General features: G+C 46.3%; 19 protein-coding genes. 1 reads left to right on the top strand and 18 read right to left on the bottom strand.

Annotated features, from left to right (window positions below; genetic code table 11):
- Window positions 1-32: 32 nt before the first annotated feature.
- From E5329_RS20075 to E5329_RS20040, 8 genes are all read right to left on the bottom strand, one after another.
- Window positions 33-848 (bottom strand): AraC family ligand binding domain-containing protein, encoded by an 816-nt coding sequence (locus tag E5329_RS20075; protein ID WP_135991141.1) that lies wholly within the window; start codon window positions 846-848, stop codon window positions 33-35.
- Window positions 849-884: 36 nt separating this feature from the next.
- Complete coding sequence (locus E5329_RS29955) at window positions 885-1052, bottom strand: hypothetical protein (RefSeq protein WP_168356701.1); 168 nt, start codon at window positions 1050-1052, stop codon at window positions 885-887.
- Window positions 1053-1068: 16 nt separating this feature from the next.
- Window positions 1069-1620, bottom strand: coding sequence for a hypothetical protein (locus tag E5329_RS20070; RefSeq protein WP_135991140.1), 552 nt, complete (start codon window positions 1618-1620; stop codon window positions 1069-1071).
- 157 nt (window positions 1621-1777) lie between these two features.
- Window positions 1778-2602, bottom strand: coding sequence for a hypothetical protein (locus E5329_RS20060; RefSeq protein WP_275443515.1), 825 nt, complete (start codon window positions 2600-2602; stop codon window positions 1778-1780).
- A gap of 250 nt (window positions 2603-2852) precedes the next feature.
- Entirely contained in the window at window positions 2853-3407 is a 555-nt protein-coding gene (locus tag E5329_RS20055; RefSeq protein ID WP_135991138.1) for a GNAT family N-acetyltransferase, read from the bottom strand.
- Between the two features lie 331 nt (window positions 3408-3738).
- A complete protein-coding gene (locus E5329_RS20050) occupies window positions 3739-5271 on the bottom strand; it encodes an amino acid ABC transporter ATP-binding/permease protein (RefSeq protein WP_330572264.1) in 1533 nt (510 codons plus the stop codon).
- A gap of 3 nt (window positions 5272-5274) precedes the next feature.
- Window positions 5275-7110 (bottom strand): ABC transporter ATP-binding protein/permease, encoded by a 1836-nt coding sequence (locus tag E5329_RS20045; protein ID WP_275443514.1) that lies wholly within the window; start codon window positions 7108-7110, stop codon window positions 5275-5277.
- An 86-nt stretch (window positions 7111-7196) separates the two neighbouring features.
- Window positions 7197-7643, bottom strand: coding sequence for an Rrf2 family transcriptional regulator (locus tag E5329_RS20040; RefSeq protein ID WP_135991137.1), 447 nt, complete (start codon window positions 7641-7643; stop codon window positions 7197-7199).
- Between the two features lie 140 nt (window positions 7644-7783).
- Here E5329_RS20040 and E5329_RS20035 point away from each other — a divergent pair, with 140 nt between their 5' ends.
- On the top strand, window positions 7784-8548 hold the full coding sequence (locus E5329_RS20035) for a 4Fe-4S binding protein (protein ID WP_135991136.1): 765 nt from the start codon (window positions 7784-7786) through the stop codon (window positions 8546-8548).
- Between the two features lie 108 nt (window positions 8549-8656).
- Here E5329_RS20035 and E5329_RS20030 read toward each other — a convergent pair whose 3' ends face one another.
- The 10 genes from E5329_RS20030 to E5329_RS19990 all read right to left on the bottom strand — a co-directional run bounded on the left by E5329_RS20030 (window position 8657) and on the right by E5329_RS19990 (window position 16495).
- The gene (locus E5329_RS20030; protein WP_135991135.1) at window positions 8657-10732 is read right to left on the bottom strand and encodes a heavy metal translocating P-type ATPase; all 2076 of its coding nucleotides are present in this window, start codon (window positions 10730-10732) and stop codon (window positions 8657-8659) included.
- Window positions 10722-10991: a DUF6110 family protein gene (locus E5329_RS20025; RefSeq protein WP_135991134.1), complete on the bottom strand. Its 270-nt coding sequence runs from the start codon at window positions 10989-10991 to the stop codon at window positions 10722-10724. Before E5329_RS20025 ends, E5329_RS20030 begins: the two co-directional genes overlap by 11 nt.
- Before the next feature lie 21 nt (window positions 10992-11012).
- The gene (locus tag E5329_RS30855; protein ID WP_275443517.1) at window positions 11013-11093 is read right to left on the bottom strand and encodes a DUF6219 family protein; all 81 of its coding nucleotides are present in this window, start codon (window positions 11091-11093) and stop codon (window positions 11013-11015) included.
- 109 nt (window positions 11094-11202) lie between these two features.
- The gene (locus tag E5329_RS20020) at window positions 11203-11664 is read right to left on the bottom strand and encodes a Fur family transcriptional regulator (RefSeq protein ID WP_275443513.1); all 462 of its coding nucleotides are present in this window, start codon (window positions 11662-11664) and stop codon (window positions 11203-11205) included.
- 92 nt (window positions 11665-11756) lie between these two features.
- Window positions 11757-12443, bottom strand: coding sequence for a DUF2461 domain-containing protein (locus E5329_RS20015; RefSeq protein ID WP_135991133.1), 687 nt, complete (start codon window positions 12441-12443; stop codon window positions 11757-11759).
- 10 nt (window positions 12444-12453) lie between these two features.
- On the bottom strand, window positions 12454-13296 hold the full coding sequence (locus E5329_RS20010) for an RNA polymerase sigma factor (protein ID WP_135991132.1): 843 nt from the start codon (window positions 13294-13296) through the stop codon (window positions 12454-12456).
- A 217-nt stretch (window positions 13297-13513) separates the two neighbouring features.
- Window positions 13514-14275, bottom strand: a complete 762-nt coding sequence (locus E5329_RS20005) for an ABC transporter permease (protein ID WP_135991131.1) — start codon at window positions 14273-14275, stop codon at window positions 13514-13516.
- Window positions 14272-15168: an ABC transporter ATP-binding protein gene (locus E5329_RS20000; protein ID WP_135991130.1), complete on the bottom strand. Its 897-nt coding sequence runs from the start codon at window positions 15166-15168 to the stop codon at window positions 14272-14274. Before E5329_RS20000 ends, E5329_RS20005 begins: the two co-directional genes overlap by 4 nt.
- Window positions 15169-15372: a PLDc N-terminal domain-containing protein gene (locus tag E5329_RS19995; RefSeq protein ID WP_135991129.1), complete on the bottom strand. Its 204-nt coding sequence runs from the start codon at window positions 15370-15372 to the stop codon at window positions 15169-15171.
- Window positions 15365-16495 carry a helix-turn-helix domain-containing protein gene (locus E5329_RS19990; protein WP_135991128.1) on the bottom strand — a complete coding sequence of 377 codons (1131 nt, stop codon included), beginning with the start codon at window positions 16493-16495 and terminating at the stop codon, window positions 15365-15367. Before E5329_RS19990 ends, E5329_RS19995 begins: the two co-directional genes overlap by 8 nt.
- Between the last annotated feature and the right edge of the window lie 91 nt (window positions 16496-16586).

The raw sequence follows: 16586 nt of genomic DNA, 5'->3' as shown, positions 1-16586 counted from the left end.
TACAACAGAAAGTCCTGTGCGGCATTTTTTTATTAAAAAAGTTGTAAACTGGTGTTCATATAATTTTCACTGTAATAAAAGATGCCTGAAAGTTCTTTGTTGTCTACATTCCAGCAATGTTCTTCAAGATACTGCTCTATGCGCTTGAATAATAAAAGGCTGTCTGACGGTTCATCGGATACGTACCTGACGCTGTCCTTACTCTGCCCGTTCATGATCATAAGAATCCTGCACACCAGTCCTCGGACAATGTACTTATATCCTGCCAAATGCGCTTTTTGCTCATTGATCAGCCGGTTGACAATGATTTCGAACCGGGCCGTATCCTGAATCGTGCAATGGAGATAGTCCTTTCTTTTATCCTGCTTCTGATCTCTGAAAAATTTCTTCATAGGCTCGGAAAATTCACAGTGCGCCACAATGTCATCCATGATATCCTCTGTAATCTGAATATAAAGGACCATCGTATTCTCACTCAGCCTGTCCATATGTTCCACGCCTGTATTCATAAGAAACATCTGATTCTTTTCTACAAGGATTTCCTGACCATTTATGATCTGAAGAACCGAACCTGACATCACGTACATACTTTCGTAAAAATTATGTCTGTGGATGAAATTCACCTTTCCGGTTTCCTGCCGGATTACATTATGAGTCTCACTGCTTAATCCTAAACGGTCAGAAATAAGCTGGACGTGGATATCAAGGTAATTCCCGTCTGCTAGGTCGCTGGCTGTTATAATAACATTGATCCCCCCAATATTCTCCACATGATAATCCATCTCTTTAAATAAATGTATATCGCCATTCGTACATACCGCCTGTCTGATTGCTTCCTCCACTGTCATCCTATATACCTCTGCGGCTGCTTTTTTTGCCCGTGATTATTCGTATCTGTAAAGGTACTGCGCCAATATATACTCACGGCAGTTTATCTGACGCTTAGCATAATTATTCTTTGCCTGCGATTGCCTGGTTGATCGCCCCCACCAGCTGCATCCTGCAGATGCCCCCTGACACTCTGTTTTTGTTATTTCTGAATTTCTTTTCATATATCCTCCGGCATTTTTACCTGCATGGGCTGTCTCTTTTTTTACCGGGATGCTTTTCTTTCCTTTCAGGTTGCACTCCTTCAAACAGGGAATACATCATCTCCCTCATCCTCTCAAACGCTTCCCTCTTCGGCACCAGGAACCCAATGTGCACTGCACACAGCCTGGTGCTTTTTCCTTCAAGGCTGTAAAATTCCTGATACAGCCCCCAGTCCCCCTCCGCCCCGGTTTCTACGTCATGCTGCCGTCCATCTGCGGTCACCCTGTATCGCACGTTGTCAACCACCACATAGTATTGGGAGCAGCTGTAACATTCTTCGATCCCAAAATCCATGTATCGGTCCAGGTTTTCTTCCGGGGCAAAATAGAGGCCCATCATATATAAGGTCTCGCCTGCAAGTACCGGATCCCATCTCTCACTCAGCAGGATCCCCATTTTAAAGCCTGGCGGCGGTTCATACGCCATCCTGTCATATTCGTACGGGTTCTTTCCATCCCCCTCAAAATATGCCGGGTCTGCCATCAAGATCTGTTTCGGGCATTTCGCTTTGTATTTTTCTTTTCTCACGGCATCCTCCTTTCAGTTTCTGGAACAGCCCTGCACAGGCCATATGGCCTGTACAGGGCAAAAAATCAGGTAAACTCTACCATCTGTCCTGTCCGACAGATCCTCTTATAATCCGCATTCTGTAGGAGCGTCTTGGATTGGCGCCGCACTTTCCGGTTCAGGATCTTTTTCTTTTTCGAGATTCCCCCTCGCAGTTCCCCCCGGAAGCTGCATGGTCCGTTTCCCCTGCACCAACTGTTCCTTTTTCTCTTTGCCGTTCCCGGCATCGCTTTCTGTAATGCCATAGCCTTGCCCCTTTCTTCAATAATCCTGCGATCCCTCCTGTTTTCTTTGGCGGGCTTAAAATATCCTCTGCCGCATACTGGTAAAAAAGTTTCAGGAACATTAGCCACCGTCCATGGATCGCATCTGCGTAATGTGCAATGCAGGACCTCGTTTCATCGGTTATCTGTAGGCTGGCAACTGCCTTTTGTGCCTCAGCCTCCAGTTCCGCCCTCGCCCGGTACTCCGGGTTGGAAAAGCGGAGCATCTGGTCCGCTTCCTCGATCCGGTTTGCGGCCAGAAGGTCCAGGAGCTCGCCTGTACGTTTTTCTCCGGCTCCCGGCTTTCCATCCTGGCGGATGCCAAACTCCTGCCGCCCCGGGATATCCATGGCCTGCCCTAGATAATAGTGGTATTCCCGGATCAGGAGTTCTGTCTTCTCCCGCAGGTCCAGGTATTCTTTGACTGCCGCATGTTCTTCTGCCGTCAGTTCCATGGCTCCCTCCCCATCCAGAAACGGAACGATCACAGGATACTTTTCGGCCAGGCGGCCCTGTTCAGTGAGGATTGCTTCAAACCGGGCATGGTTTTCTCTCAGATATGTGACCACTTTCCGGTCCACCCACAGTGACAGCGACTCCGCCCATTGTTCATCCCTGTCGCATTTCAGCATGTCATCTTTCTCCCTTCTTAATAATTTTTTCTGCTTCAAGTACGACACTATACTAACTCCTGGGAAAGAAAGCCATCCACAGAACCTACCAAATCTTATGTACTGAAACTGTGCAGATGTCACAAACATCATCATTATCTGATTAAAAATCCCAGTCCTTTAGCGGCAGACTTATTCCTGGGCTCCTGTCCTGCCTACTACATTGAAACGAAAAAACAGATACAGTTCCTCTGTCCATAAGGCCACACTGTATCTGCTGTTTCTCGCATGCTTTTCCCTATTCATTTTTTATCTGCACTCAATACCGGATAAAATAATCCTTGAACGGAATGCTGCACTCATCCTGTGCCGGGACAAAACAAAGCCCTTTCAGCACACTTCTCCGGATCCGTGCGTCCTCCTGTGCTTTCATGATCACGGAACGGACTTGGAAATCTTCATATACATGTTTCAGGATCAATTCCATCAGTTCCTGAATATCTTCCCTTGTTTCATATTCCGGCAGGAGGTCAAGCCGCAGGATTCCCATACACGCCCCGTCAGCCGAATACTTGTAAGAGGGGCAGATCTCTGCCATCCCCGCAATCCTTCCGGCACTGCCATATACGATCGTAAAACGCACAAAATCCTTTTCCTGATACCGGCTCTCCCAGAATTCCATGCATTTCACAAACCGGCTGAAATCCGTATAATAAAAGTCATCGCCGCAGCAGTCGCCATTGAAATACTTTGCGGCCTCAGGGTTGCTGTAGCATTGGAAGAGCCCTTTGGCATCCTCCATCCTCATTTGTCTCAGCAGGAAATGCTCCGATCTGTAAACAGGACATTCCTCAAATACATTTGCTTCACTCATTTTCCTCTTCCTCAATCTGTCGTTTTGTACTATATCATATCAGAACTTATGTTTGTATTCAAGTGAATTTTTCCTGTCCTGGTGGATTCCATTTTTCCATCCCTCTCCACATCCCACTCTCTGCTGTATGCCATGCTTTTTTCAGATTCAGGTTGGACAACCACCATCAAATCCCCTTTCCCTCATCTCCTTTTCCATCAAAAAAACCGGCATCCGGAGATATCATTCCCTATGCCAGTCATTACAATTATCCCTCTCTACTCCATACACATCTTTCCCTATACCTTGTATATCAAGTGGCTATATTCCATCATTTTAAACACAATACACACTATATACAGCCAAAACCCTTGCACCAGTTTACGTCAAGCAGCAGAAAGGGCGCGTCGTGCAAAAATGCCCTTGCAAGTCCAAGCCGCTGCCGCTCCCCGCCCGAAAGCGTATCCCCAAGCTCCCCCACCGGCGTATCATAGCCTTGAGGCAGACTCATGATAAAATCATGGACAGAGGCTTTTCTGCAGGCTGCCTCAATGTCCGCATCCAATGCATCCAGCTTGGCAATCCGAAGATTGTTCCGGATACTGTCCTGAAACAAATGGGTTTCCTGTGTCATGAAGCTCTCCATATCCCTAAGATTTGAGGTATTAATTTCTCTGATACTCCTGCCTGAAATCTCCACTTTCCCGCTGTCAATATCCCAAAAGCGCATAAACAGCTTTAACAGCGTAGATTTTCCGCTGCCGCTTTTGCCCACCAGTCCAATGATTCTTCCTTGGGGTATCTGCAAAGATACACGGTCAAGGATTGTTTTTGCCCCGTAAGAAAAGCTGACATTTTCCGCAGAAGCGCCGTCAAAGGCAGTCTCTTCTTTTCCAGCCACTTGCGAAACGGCAGGCGTTTCATCCAGAATATCCAGCACACGGTTTCCCGCTGCAAAAGTATTCTGCAGCGTGCTTCCCAGGTTCGCCAATGCCACGGCAGGCCCGAAGGAAGAAAACAGGGCCACCACCGGAATCAGGACTCCCGTAAAATCCACAATGTTCTTCTGATACAGCATAGCAGATAAAAACAGCATCCATAAATCAAAAATAAGAATCACCGTGTTCGTAACCGCCATATTTCTCCCCGCAGCGCGCTTCAAACGCATTTCCGTATCCGAAAGAAGGTCTGTCTTTTCATTCATCTGTGTAAGTCGTTCCTCCCCCTGGCCATACTGCACCGTTTCCGAAAGCCCCCGCAAACTGTCAAGAACAAATCCGCTTAAATCTCCCGATCCGGCACGAAATTCCATCCCAAGCCGCCCGCTTAATTTTGAGGTGATAATCGGTATTACAATTCCCACCGTCAGATATGCAAGGAGCGCCAACCCCCCAAGCGCAGGGTGGAAAGAACCGATAAACAGGCACATAACAATTGTATACAGAAAACCAATCGCCGCAGGCGAAATTGTGTGCGCATAAAACACCTCCAACAGCTCAATATCTGAGGTAATGACTGAAATCAAATCTCCCTTGTCTCTTCCCTCCAGCTTTGCGGGACAAAGCCTTCGTAAGACTCCAAACACTTTATCCCGGAGCAGAGCAAGCAGCTTAAAGGCAATAAAATGATTGCATGACTGTTCCCCATACCGCAAAACTGCCCGCAAGACAGCAAACACAAGCACGCAGGCAGATATGGTTTTCAGGCTTAAGGCCGTATCAAAACCCAGCAGGCCAAGCACTGCATATCCACCCAGAATCGTAATAAAAGAAGCGCATAAATGACCGGCCAAGCCCATCATAACTGCAAAGACCATAAATCCCGCAAGAGGCTTCACAAGGCCGATAAGCCTCGACATAACTGCAAATCCGTTCCGTCTTCCCACGCCCTAAACACCGTCCTTTCCTCTTCTTTGGCCTTCTGCTCCAGCAGAATAGTCATCCTGGTACACCCTTTGGCTGTTTCCATAATTTTCCAGACTTTGCTGGGCGTTCCACAATTCTGCATAAACGCCGCCCTGTGCCAGCAGTTCCTCATGGTTCCCACTTTCTGCAATATTTCCTTTGTCCATCACGTAAATGTAATCCGAAGCTGTCACATTGGCCAGCCGGTGTGAAATCAAAATAACCGTTTTGTATCCAGCTAACCCATGGATTTCCTCCATAATATCGTTCTCGCTCTCTACATCAATATTGGAGGTAGCTTCATCGAAAATATAAACAGGGCTGTCATGCAGCAGCGCCCGCGCCAGCGCAAGCCTCTGGCACTGGCCGCCTGAAAGGTTCAAGGCCTTCTCTGTCAGAAGCGTGTCAAGCCCATTCTCAGCTTTCAGAAAACCTGACAGCTTCACCCGTTCCAGTACTGCCCACAATTCTTTATCAGAAGCGTCAGGTTTTCCCATCAACAGATTTTCCCGGATTGTGCCCTTGAACAGATAGCTCTGATGGCTGACATAAGTGATATGTTTCATCAGTTCCCCTTCATTTATGTCTCTTAATTCCGTTTCTCCAACCTTTACCGCGCCGGAATATCCCTGGTTTCTTCCCATAAGAACCGAAGCTACGGTAGATTTTCCGCAGCCGCTTTCACCCACAATGGAAACAAATCTCCCCTGAGGAAACTCCATATGGATTCCATGCAGGATCTCTCTCTCCTCTGCTCCGGATTGATTTTTCTCTGTTTCAGATGAGTTTTTCCCAGTATAGCAAAAATGCAAATCAGAACAATAAAGGCTGCAGTCCGCGGGAAAACTTTCTGTTTTTTCCGCTTTTTCCGGCAAATCAAGCAGCCGGAAAATTTTATTGCTTGCCGCCATTCCATTCATGGCAACATGGAAAAAGCTGCCAAGCTGCCTCATAGGAATAAAGAAATCCGCTGACAGCAATATAATCAAAAGACATCCGGAAAGAGAGACATTTCCCGCCTTGAACTGTGCTGCCGCCAGAATCACCCCTAATGCCCCGCCGCCATAGGCAACCAAATCCATAATCGTAATGGAATTAAGCTGCATAGTCAGCACTTTCATCGTAATTTTGCGGAATTCTTCCGCTTCACGGTTCATTTCCTCATTCTTGAAATGATCGGCCTGATAGATTTTCAGCGTGGTAAGCCCCTGCAGGTTTTCCAGAAAGGTATCGCCCAGCGCCGTATACTGCCCCCAATATTTTGACAGCAGCTTTTTCGCCCAGGTCTGCACCGCCGCTATTGCAATGGGAATCAAAGGCACGCAGATAAGCAGAACAATGGCGGAAGGCACGTTTACAAAGCACAAACATACAAACAACGTAAGGGGCGCCAGCATAGCATAAAAGAACTGGGGAAGGTATGCGCCGAAATAGGTTTCAAGCTGCTCCACGCCCTCCACTGCCACCTGAACCACCTCCGAAGTCGTCACCTGTTCCCTGTAAGACACGCCCAGCCGCAGGAGCTTTGCATATATTTTTTCACGGAGAAGCTTCTTGACCATTTTTGAGGAAAGGTACCCCATGCGGCTTGAAAGAGCCGTACAGATAAAACGGATTAAGACAGCAATCACCGCCACTGCCGCAGTCAGAAACAGGCTGGCTTTGTCCGCTGCTTTCATGTATAGGGATGCAAGCAGATCCGCCACCGTCGCCATCATGACAATATTAGCCCCAAGGGAACACCACTGCACTGCCACATTTCCCGCTATGTATTTTTTACTTTCACTGACTGTACCGATCAGCCTTTTATTAATCATCATAATCTTTTACCCCGCTGTTATTTTCTCCAGACAGTCGTAATACAATTCCCGCCCTGTCTTCTTGTGCGAACAACAGTTAGTATTTGCTAACCATTATCCAGAATAAATGCCGCCCTATGATATTCCTCTACCATTTCTTTCAGCGTAATCGAACGCAGGCTGTTCTTCAGGTCACTGCATATTTTGCTGTAGCATATTTCCAATACCCCATGAATATTCTTTCCCACGGGACACAAGGGCGATGGCGCTGCATGCACGCCGATCAATTTTTTCAGCGCGTCCGGCTCCACTGCCATACAAATTCGGTATAAGCTGATTTCCTCCGCAGGGCAGTTCAATACAGCGCCGCCTGTACCGGATTTGACAGATAAGATACCATCTTTTTTCAATGCGCTTATAATATTGCGGATTGTAACAGGATTACATCCGGCTGAAAGCCCCAGAAGCTCACTGGTCACGCGTTTATTTTCCCCATACTCATTGATAAAAATAAGACAATGGACAGCGATAGAACATTTTTTACTGATATGCATGAATTTCATTCCTCCAAATTTCTTAACAGTTCCTTACAGTATATCAAAAAACATTCGTGGTGTAAATATTGACACTACACCTTCCCTATGCTATACTGACCAAAGGTGTAAATCTAAATATTACACAAGGAGGCTATCATATGAAATACATCCAATTTATTTTCAGTCCCACCGGCGGAACGAAGAAAGCCGCAGACCTCATTACCTCAGAGTGGAGTCTGTCAATCGTTACTGCCGACTTGTCAGATCCTGCCTGCAGCTTTACCAAATATGAGCTGTGCGCAGATGATCTCGTATTAATCGCAGTACCGTCCTTTGGCGGCCGCATACCCGACCTTGCAGCCAAACGGCTTTCCAAAGTCCGGGGAAACGCAGCAAAATGCGTACTCCTTTGCGTCTATGGAAACCGCGCTTATGAAGACACATTAGTTGAAATGGCAGATATCGCGTCTGACTGCGGCTTTACTGTCATTGCCGCTGTTTCAGCAATTGCAGAGCATTCGATTATGCACCAGTACGCATCCGGAAGGCCGGACGCTGAAGATTCCCGGCAGTTAAAGGCTTTTGCCCGACAGATACTCCAAAAAGTTCATTCCGGCGAAACAGGCAATGAATTAAAATTACCGGGAAACCGCCCTTATAAAAAAGCCGGCGGAGGAGGATTAATTCCCAAAGCTTCCGCTTCATGCACCAGCTGCGGCCTATGCGCCAGACAATGTCCTGCACAGGCCATTGCCCTTGCCAATCCGAAACTAACAGATTCCAAAAAATGCATTTCATGTATGCGGTGCGTGGAAAACTGTCCCCACTCAGCGAGAAAAAACAACCGTGCAATGGTGGCAGCCGCCTCACAGGTTCTCAAAAAAGCCTGTTCCATCAGAAAAGAGTGCGAACTGTTTCTCTGAGCCTTTTAAGATTTACGGGTATGGTACATAACCACCGGGTTCTTTTCCGTTCCCGGTGGTTCCTTTTCTGCTTTCTTCCATTCTGATACGGAATACTTAACCCCATACTTATTCCAGCAGATTCTTCATATTATTTAAGCTGATTGCCAAAGTGGATGCATTATGAACAAATGCAGATACTGTCGGCTGTACCAAACCGCAGATCCCAAACAGAATCAGTCCTGAATTAATCCCTATTATGCTGAAATAGTTTTTCCGGATCCGCCCGGACAGCCTGTCGCTGATGGATTTCAATGTTACAAGCCCGAACAAATGATCCGCATCAATGGTGATGTCTGCAACATCCCTTGCAATCTGGGCGCCGTCACTGACAGCAATCCCCACATCCGCAGCCGAAAGCGCCGGTGAATCATTCATTCCGTCTCCAACCATAATAACTTTTCTTCCTGCTGCTTTTTCATTTTCCACAAATGCGGCTTTATCTTCTGGCAGCACTTCAGAATAATATTCATCAACGCCGATTTTTGATGCGATGGAACGTGCGGTCCTTTCACTGTCTCCTGTCATCATAACGATCTTTTGAAAGCCAGCCCTTTTTAATTCCGCTACAACCTCCTCAGCTTCCTCCCGCAATGGGTCTTCAATACAGATGACGGCAGCCAGTTTCCCCTCAATTGCAAGATACAAGTGGGAATATTCATCCGGAAGACTTTTAAACTTTTCCAGCATCTCCTCCGGCACCACACAGCACTCATCCTCAAACACAAAGTGGTAGCTACCGATAATTACTTTTCTGCCGTCTACCATAGAGGAAATCCCATGAGCCACAATATATTCCACTTTAGAATGCTTTTCTTCATGAACAATTCCCTGTTCCATGGCAGCCTGAACCACAGCCCTGGCCATAGAATGAGGGAAATGTTCTTCCAGGCAGGCCGCAATGCCCAAAAGCTCATCTGTGCTTTCTGAAGAAAAGGATACGATTTCTGATACAACAGGCTGCACCTTCGTTACCGTTCCTGTCTTATCAAAAACAATCGTGTCCGCTTCTGCAACTCTTTCCAGGAATTTCCCGCCTTTTACGGTAATCTGATAGGCTCCTGCTTCCCTGATTGCAGACAACACTGCAATCGGTATGGACAGCTTTAAGGCGCATGAAAAATCCACCATCAGTACGGACAACGCCTTTGAGGCATTTCTGGTCAAAAGATAAACAAACGCCGCTCCCAGCAAGGTATATGGCACCAGTTTATCAGCCATCTGCACCGCATTCCCCTCCACAGAAGATTTTAACCGTTCTGATTCCTCAATCATGCGGACTATTTTTTCATATTTATTAGAACCTGATGTCTCTTTTACCTGAACCACCAGTCCTCCTGCCTCCAATACCGTTCCTGCATATACATAGCCTCCTGCTTCTTTTGGAACTGGCAGGGCTTCCCCGGTTAAGGACGCCTGGCTGACTTCTCCGCTCCCTTTTGTTACCACGCCGTCAAAGGGAATCACGCTTCCCATGCGGATGACAATGGAATCCCCCTGCCTGATCTGATCCGTGTCCACCAGAACCTCTCTGCCATCTTCCAGAAGCCAGACCCTGCTTATATTCAGCGACATGCTCCTTGCCAGATCATCTACGGATTTCTTATGGGTCCACTCATCCAGTATCTCTCCAATGTCAAGTAAGAACATGACAGAACCTGCAGTATTAATATTTCCTCTAAGCAATGATACCGCAATTGCAGTCCCATCCAGAACGGACACATCTATTTTCCCTCTCCCTAATGCACGGACGCCCTTAAAGATATATTTCACAGACTTACAGATTACGAAGATATTCCTCACCGGCACAGGCAGGAATATTTTACTTCCCATACGCAATACTGTTTTCCAGACGATTTTATCCCAGTACCTCCGGCTCATCTCCCTTCCCGAATTCTGCCAGACATGATCTGGCACCGTTGTCTTATGAAAGGAAAACCCCTTAAGGATGCTGATGATTTCTCCCCTGGATCCATCATAACAGATTGCTGCATCCTGATTTCTCTCATATACTTTTACTGCCGTGACAGATTCCTGCCCCAAAAGATAATGCTGGAGTACATCTGCATCCTTCAATGACATCCGGCTGCAGGCAACATGAATCCTCATACGCCCTTTTATTTCATGTACAATTTTAAACTTCATCTTCAAACTCTGCTTCTTTTGCAGCCCGCTCTTCATTGATCTGGGTGGCTTCCGCATAAATATCCTCTGCATTTTCCTGTATGCAGGAAGCTGTCTTCATCACACATTCCTTCGCCCGAAGGGCTGCAGCCGTACAATGAGTATATACTTTTTTGGCGTCTTTACTGGATAATATCTTTACTCTTGCTGTGCCAAACAATACCCCTGCTGCAAAAATCCCTGTTTTTTTCGCATCAATCTTATTTAAAATTTTCCACATACCAATTCATTCCTCCTTCGTCTATTTATGTTTGTAACCAGTATAAATTGCCATGACCATACATATTACTGCAGCCCATGCCCAAAATCTATGATTCTTCATATGGCAGCCCTCCTTTAACTTTTAATTATACTTTCAGACATTCCTGATTTCCAATAAAATTATCTTATTGACAAATTTTCTCATTAAAAGCCGCGGCAGCTCACAGGGCTCAATCATCTGCTTTCAGACACGGATCCAATGTAATACTGGCAATTTGCTGTTTATCTGCATATCCATAGGCTTTCAATCCTTCTAAAATAACCATAAACCAGCGTTGGGCAGAAAGCTTTAAAACAGTATGGTCATCCAGTTCAATGACACATGCATTCTCCCTGCCGCAATCCATACTGCAGTATATTTTATACATATTTTCCCTGCGGATCGCCCCTATTTCTTCCAGGAGGTTTATCATCCGGTATACGGTAGCCGCACCGATTTTGCTATCTTCTTTTTTCGCCTTATAGTAAATCTCCTTGCAGCTGGCACATTCTTCCTGCAAAATCACATCCAGAAGCATTTGCCGTTGTTTTGTAATCCTGCAGCCCTTTTTCTTTAACTTTTGGAGAATCAGCTCTTTTTGCATTTTTGTGTTATGGAAACCCTCTGGTTTCTTTTTTTCCAGATATGCCATCTCTGCTCCCTCCTTTTGGTTAGTATATACTAACCAAAAGGAGTTGTCAATTTACTTATTGAGAATCTTTCTCAATATCGGAATCAGGCCTCCTAACGCCTGGCTGGCATCTGGAACCCGTCAAGGGCTTTGTTCAGATAATCGTTAAAGGGTTTCATCATATGGAACAGCTTTACAGCTTCCGTCACAAATGCATCGGCGTCTGCCAAAGCTTCATCTTCCACCGGATATTCCAGATACCAGCTTTTGAACTTTAAGTATTCTGCTTGCGGGTGCTCCTTGTCATACCCGGCAGGAACTTTTTTCAGCGATGTTCCCTGTACCTTAAAATACTTTTGGAACTCTGGCGCATGGATAATTTCTTCAAATTCTTTCCCGTGATCCGTGATATAGTCACGGATCATCGCAGTTCCATTTTTAAACATATCTGCAAACAATCCGCCGCCCAGAAAGGACTGGCCGCCCGGTTTGATCATCAGATAATATCCTACCGGAACAGGCAGTTTTCCCTTGGAGGAAATATGTGCGCGAAATGCCGGGTTGTAGGGAGATTTATCATGGCTGAACCGGGTATCTCTGACCAGTTTAAAGGTGAGATCCTTCGGCTGGTTATGGAGGATGCTGCCGTCAAACTCTCCGATCTGCAGAATCAGCGTTTGAATCAGCTCCTCAAACTGAGCGTTGGCCGCTTTATGTTCCGCTTTATGGGCATGATACCATTCCCGGTTATTATTTTCGCTTAGATCGGTCAGGTATTTTAAAATCAATTTCAGATCCATTCCAATCCCCCTATGCGTTTCCTACAACCGAAAAAGACGAACCGTTTAAGAAATCCTCAATAAACTTTTTCAGACTTCCTGGCGACTGATACGTTTTGCAGAACGAAAATTCATGGGAGATTCCGTCAATCTCCTCCATTGCTTCCTTGAATTCCAGCATTTCCTTTGGTACGGCTGTGGTAAAATCCAACTGCGCAGGATGAATTCTGTGATTCTGAATTGCATAATTTACCCTGTCTGCACAGTGACAGGTTCCGTTTCCGTATTCGCCGCAGTATTCTGTTAAGAAATCCGCTACCTTCTTGCGGACTCTTGAAAGCCGCTGGCGGTACGCCTCCGGCGTAATGCCCAGAATGTCTCCGGCAATTCTGCTGTCCACCTTGAACATCGTGCCCAGGATAAAGATGCAGCGGCTTTCTGCGTCCAGGCACTGGAGCATTACGTTGGTACAGGAAAGCTTGATCTCCTCCGCCAAAATAGACTGCTCCACATCCTGGGTCAGATCCGGCACATCACGGATGTCTGCATTTTTGATATCATCCCCGTAAAACTCAAAGCTGAGGGGAAACTTTGCAAACATATGTTTCTGATAGTTTTTCAGATGATTGGAGGCAATACGGAATACCCAGGTTGAAAAAGAACTCTCTCCCTTGAAGGAGGAAAGATGGGTAATGATTTTCAGCAGGATATCCTGAGCTGCGTCCTCTGCGTCCGGAAAAGTTCCCAGCATGCGCAGGGACAGGTTGAATACCAGATCCTGTACACTGGCAAGAACGGTTTCCAGGGCTTTCTTATCCCCGGCTGTAGCTTTTTGGATCAAATCCAATAACTCTTCGTTTGTAAACTGATTCATGATTCCTCTTTTCTGAAGTGCAGACAATTTTTATACGGAAATACCGCCAGACCCCATCCGTTCTGAACCTGAAACCTTGCGGCACTTCAAAGCAAGATTTTATCCGTATATATAATTAGACAATCTTTTCTTGTCTGTGTGACAGGAACATTCATTTTTTTCATTGGTTTTATGATTCTTTTATTTGCGCACAGCATAAAGAGAACTGTCAATGATATTATAACCGTTTCTTGTCAAAGAAAACCACAGCCAGTATCATACACAGGAATATCATTAGCCCTGCCGCTGCTATACTGACATAATAATCCACTGGATAATTTCCCCCTTGCAGCAAAGACATGCCATCTATAAGCTTTACCGGAAGAAACGTGCTGAGTTTTGGAAACAGACTCAGTAGATATACCCCCACGGCAACTCCGCCGACGCCCAATAGCACCTGTGTACCGCTCCTTGATATAACTGAGAAAAATACAAGAAATGCGATTACCCAGACCCCAAACAGCCAGGTCAGGACTGCAGCGAAGAAGAGATGCTCTGCAATACCGTTATCCCAAAAATACGCATTATATCCGTAGGTTATCCCAAAACAAAGCAAATACAGTGCTGTCCATACGGCAAAAATCATCAATGCCTTTGCAAGCACGATCGTTCGCCTGGACAATCCTTTTGTTACCACAGGGATCCAAGTCCCTTTTTGATATTCAGTGGTAAAGCTTCCGCTGCTTATCAAAATAAATATAATAATTCCTACTGGAATATTCTTATAGAACTGCGCCCATGAAGTCATGGCGTCTACCGTAACAGCTGTAGTGACAAGCCCTGTATCTGCAAGGGAGTCGGAAAGTGTTTCCATCAGCCAGGGCGTCAGCTTTGCCAAAGCCGGGCTCATAATCCCAAACAAAGCAAAAACCAGCAGCAAAATCAGCAGGCGGCCGGTCCGGCAAAGTTCCATCCATTCTTTTTTCAGAAATGCCCTCATGTTCTCACCACCTCCATAAACAGCTCCTCTAAAGACGCCTCCCGACGTTCGATCCGCAAGATGGGTATCCTTTTATCCGCCAGAAAGCGAAGGATATCTGGCAGACACTCTGCATCCTCCAGCAGCAGACTGTTGCGACTTATGGGTTTCAAACAGGGAAAAAACGACGCAATCATCTGTGCATCTTCTGATCGTTCCAGCTCCAGTTCTGTTGCCGCGGCCCTTTTTATTGTTCGTACTTCCTCAAGGCTTCCCTGCAGAACAATCCTTCCATCATGCAGAAATGCAATCTCATCGCAGATATGCTCTACATCTGAAAGGATATGGGTGGAAAAAAGCACTGTCGTCTCTTCCTTTGCGTCTACCAGAATATCCAACAATTCCTTACGTCCTTCCGGGTCCAGTGCGGAGGTTGGCTCATCGCAGATCAAAAGCTTGGGACGGCCAAACAAAGCCTGCGCGACGCCCAGCCGCTGCTTCATTCCACGGGAAAAGCCCTTGATCCGGCCATTTTCTTTTTCCAGCCCCACCAGACATAGCAATTCCTCACAGCGTGCTTTGATTTCTTTTGCCGGCATACCGGAAATCTCCCCGCAAAAGCGCAGGTACTCAGCCGGAGTCATATAGGGATAGAATTCCGGGACATCCGGCAGGTATCCCACAAACCGATTGGTCGCCGTATTTCCATAATGAACCGGTATCCCATTTACAAAAATTTCCCCACCGTCACCGGCAAGCAGACCGAGTATTAGTTTCATAGCAGTCGTTTTTCCTGCGCCGTTTTTCCCTACAAAGCCGAACACGGTATGCTCCGGAACCGAAAAGCTGACATCCCTCAGCACCTGCTTCTCTCCAAAACACTTTGCTATATGAGAAAGCGTCAGCATATCCATTTAAGCTTCCTCCCTTCCCAGCAGAAAATACAGAATCGGGCCGATAAACTGCATTCCCAGCAGCGCAACCGCAATCCACAACCCGCGGCTGCCCCGTTTATATGTTTTATGAGTCAGAATATGATAAAGCGTATAACCGAGCAATACAAGTTCAACCGCAACTAGCGGAATCAGAAATGGCAGCATTTCCTTGATATCAGGCATTCTCCCCACCTCCTTCCGTTAATCTGTAGACAAGCCTCTGAAATTCCTCTTTTCCTTTCAAGCTGTCAAAGGCAGCGTGCGTCAGGGATTCCCGCAGATTCTGCCGGATAAAGCTTTTATCCCGGGGCGCCATACTTCCCAGAGGCAGCCGGTCAATCCACGCATCCAGCTGATTGAAGTAATTGTCTCCATGAAGTTTGATTTGCTCTGTCTCTAAAAGTTTATCCACACACTTTTCAAAGCGATGGAGAGCCGCTAATGCTTCCTCTTCTCTCCCATTTACTGCATAAACAACGGAAGACTGGAATTGAAACTGAGCAGCCACATTCGGATGAAGCGCTTCCAAATGATATAGCTCCATAATTCCTGTGATACGCTGGATGGTTTTCTCACAATATTCTATATCATTTTCATTCAGGGAAAGAGCCAGTATGGCGTCGCCTATCAAATTCAGCAAATCCAGATACTGTTTTGCCTGTGCATAGCTCCTTGCCTTTTCCATATCTCCGGATAACTGATATGCCTGTACCAGCAAGGTTCCGTTTTGTCCGGCAAGGCGGCTGGGATCTGCCGAGGGTTCCAGCGCTTCAATCGCCTCCGCCGCTTTTCCAAGCTGGAGATACAATCCTGCCCTCAGAACCACAGCATCGCTGCAGACGCCCACATCACTGCTGTTTTCCACGATCCGGTCACACCATCCCACCGCTTCCTGGAGGAGTATTCTGCGTTCCTCCTCTGTCTCTGCCAACATATAGTGATTCCCGTACAGAACGCTAAGCTGAAGCAGAAACGGATAGCAGGCATAGTATCTATGAGCCAATGCCCTGATCTTCTTTAATACATCCACAAATGGAAGGGTTGCAAAATCTTTAGACAGGTCTGCATATTGACGCCGGATCTGCTCACTGGAAAGCTGAGATTCATATCCAATCAGTTCGTCTACTGTTACATCAAAATATGCTGCCAACTGGGGCAAAAGCAAAAGATCCGGTGTATTGATCCCTTTCTCCCACTTGGATACCGACGCCTTTGTCACACCCATATAATCAGCCAATTCCTCCTGGGTCAGTTTCTTTTCATGCCGAAGCCGGATTATGTTATCCGATAAATTCAGTTTGTTCATAAATTTAGTCCTCCTACATCTCTTAAAGTATGTTTGCTATATTATTATAACAAGAAGGATAAATGGAATTCAATTGACCATCCCGATACTT

Origin of the sequence: Petralouisia muris (genome assembly GCF_004793545.1) — a bacterium.
Taxonomy (GTDB): Bacteria; Bacillota; Clostridia; order Lachnospirales; family Lachnospiraceae; genus Petralouisia; species Petralouisia muris.
Note: the sequence above shows the minus strand (reverse complement) of the source record. Positions and strands in the feature narration are given on the sequence as shown.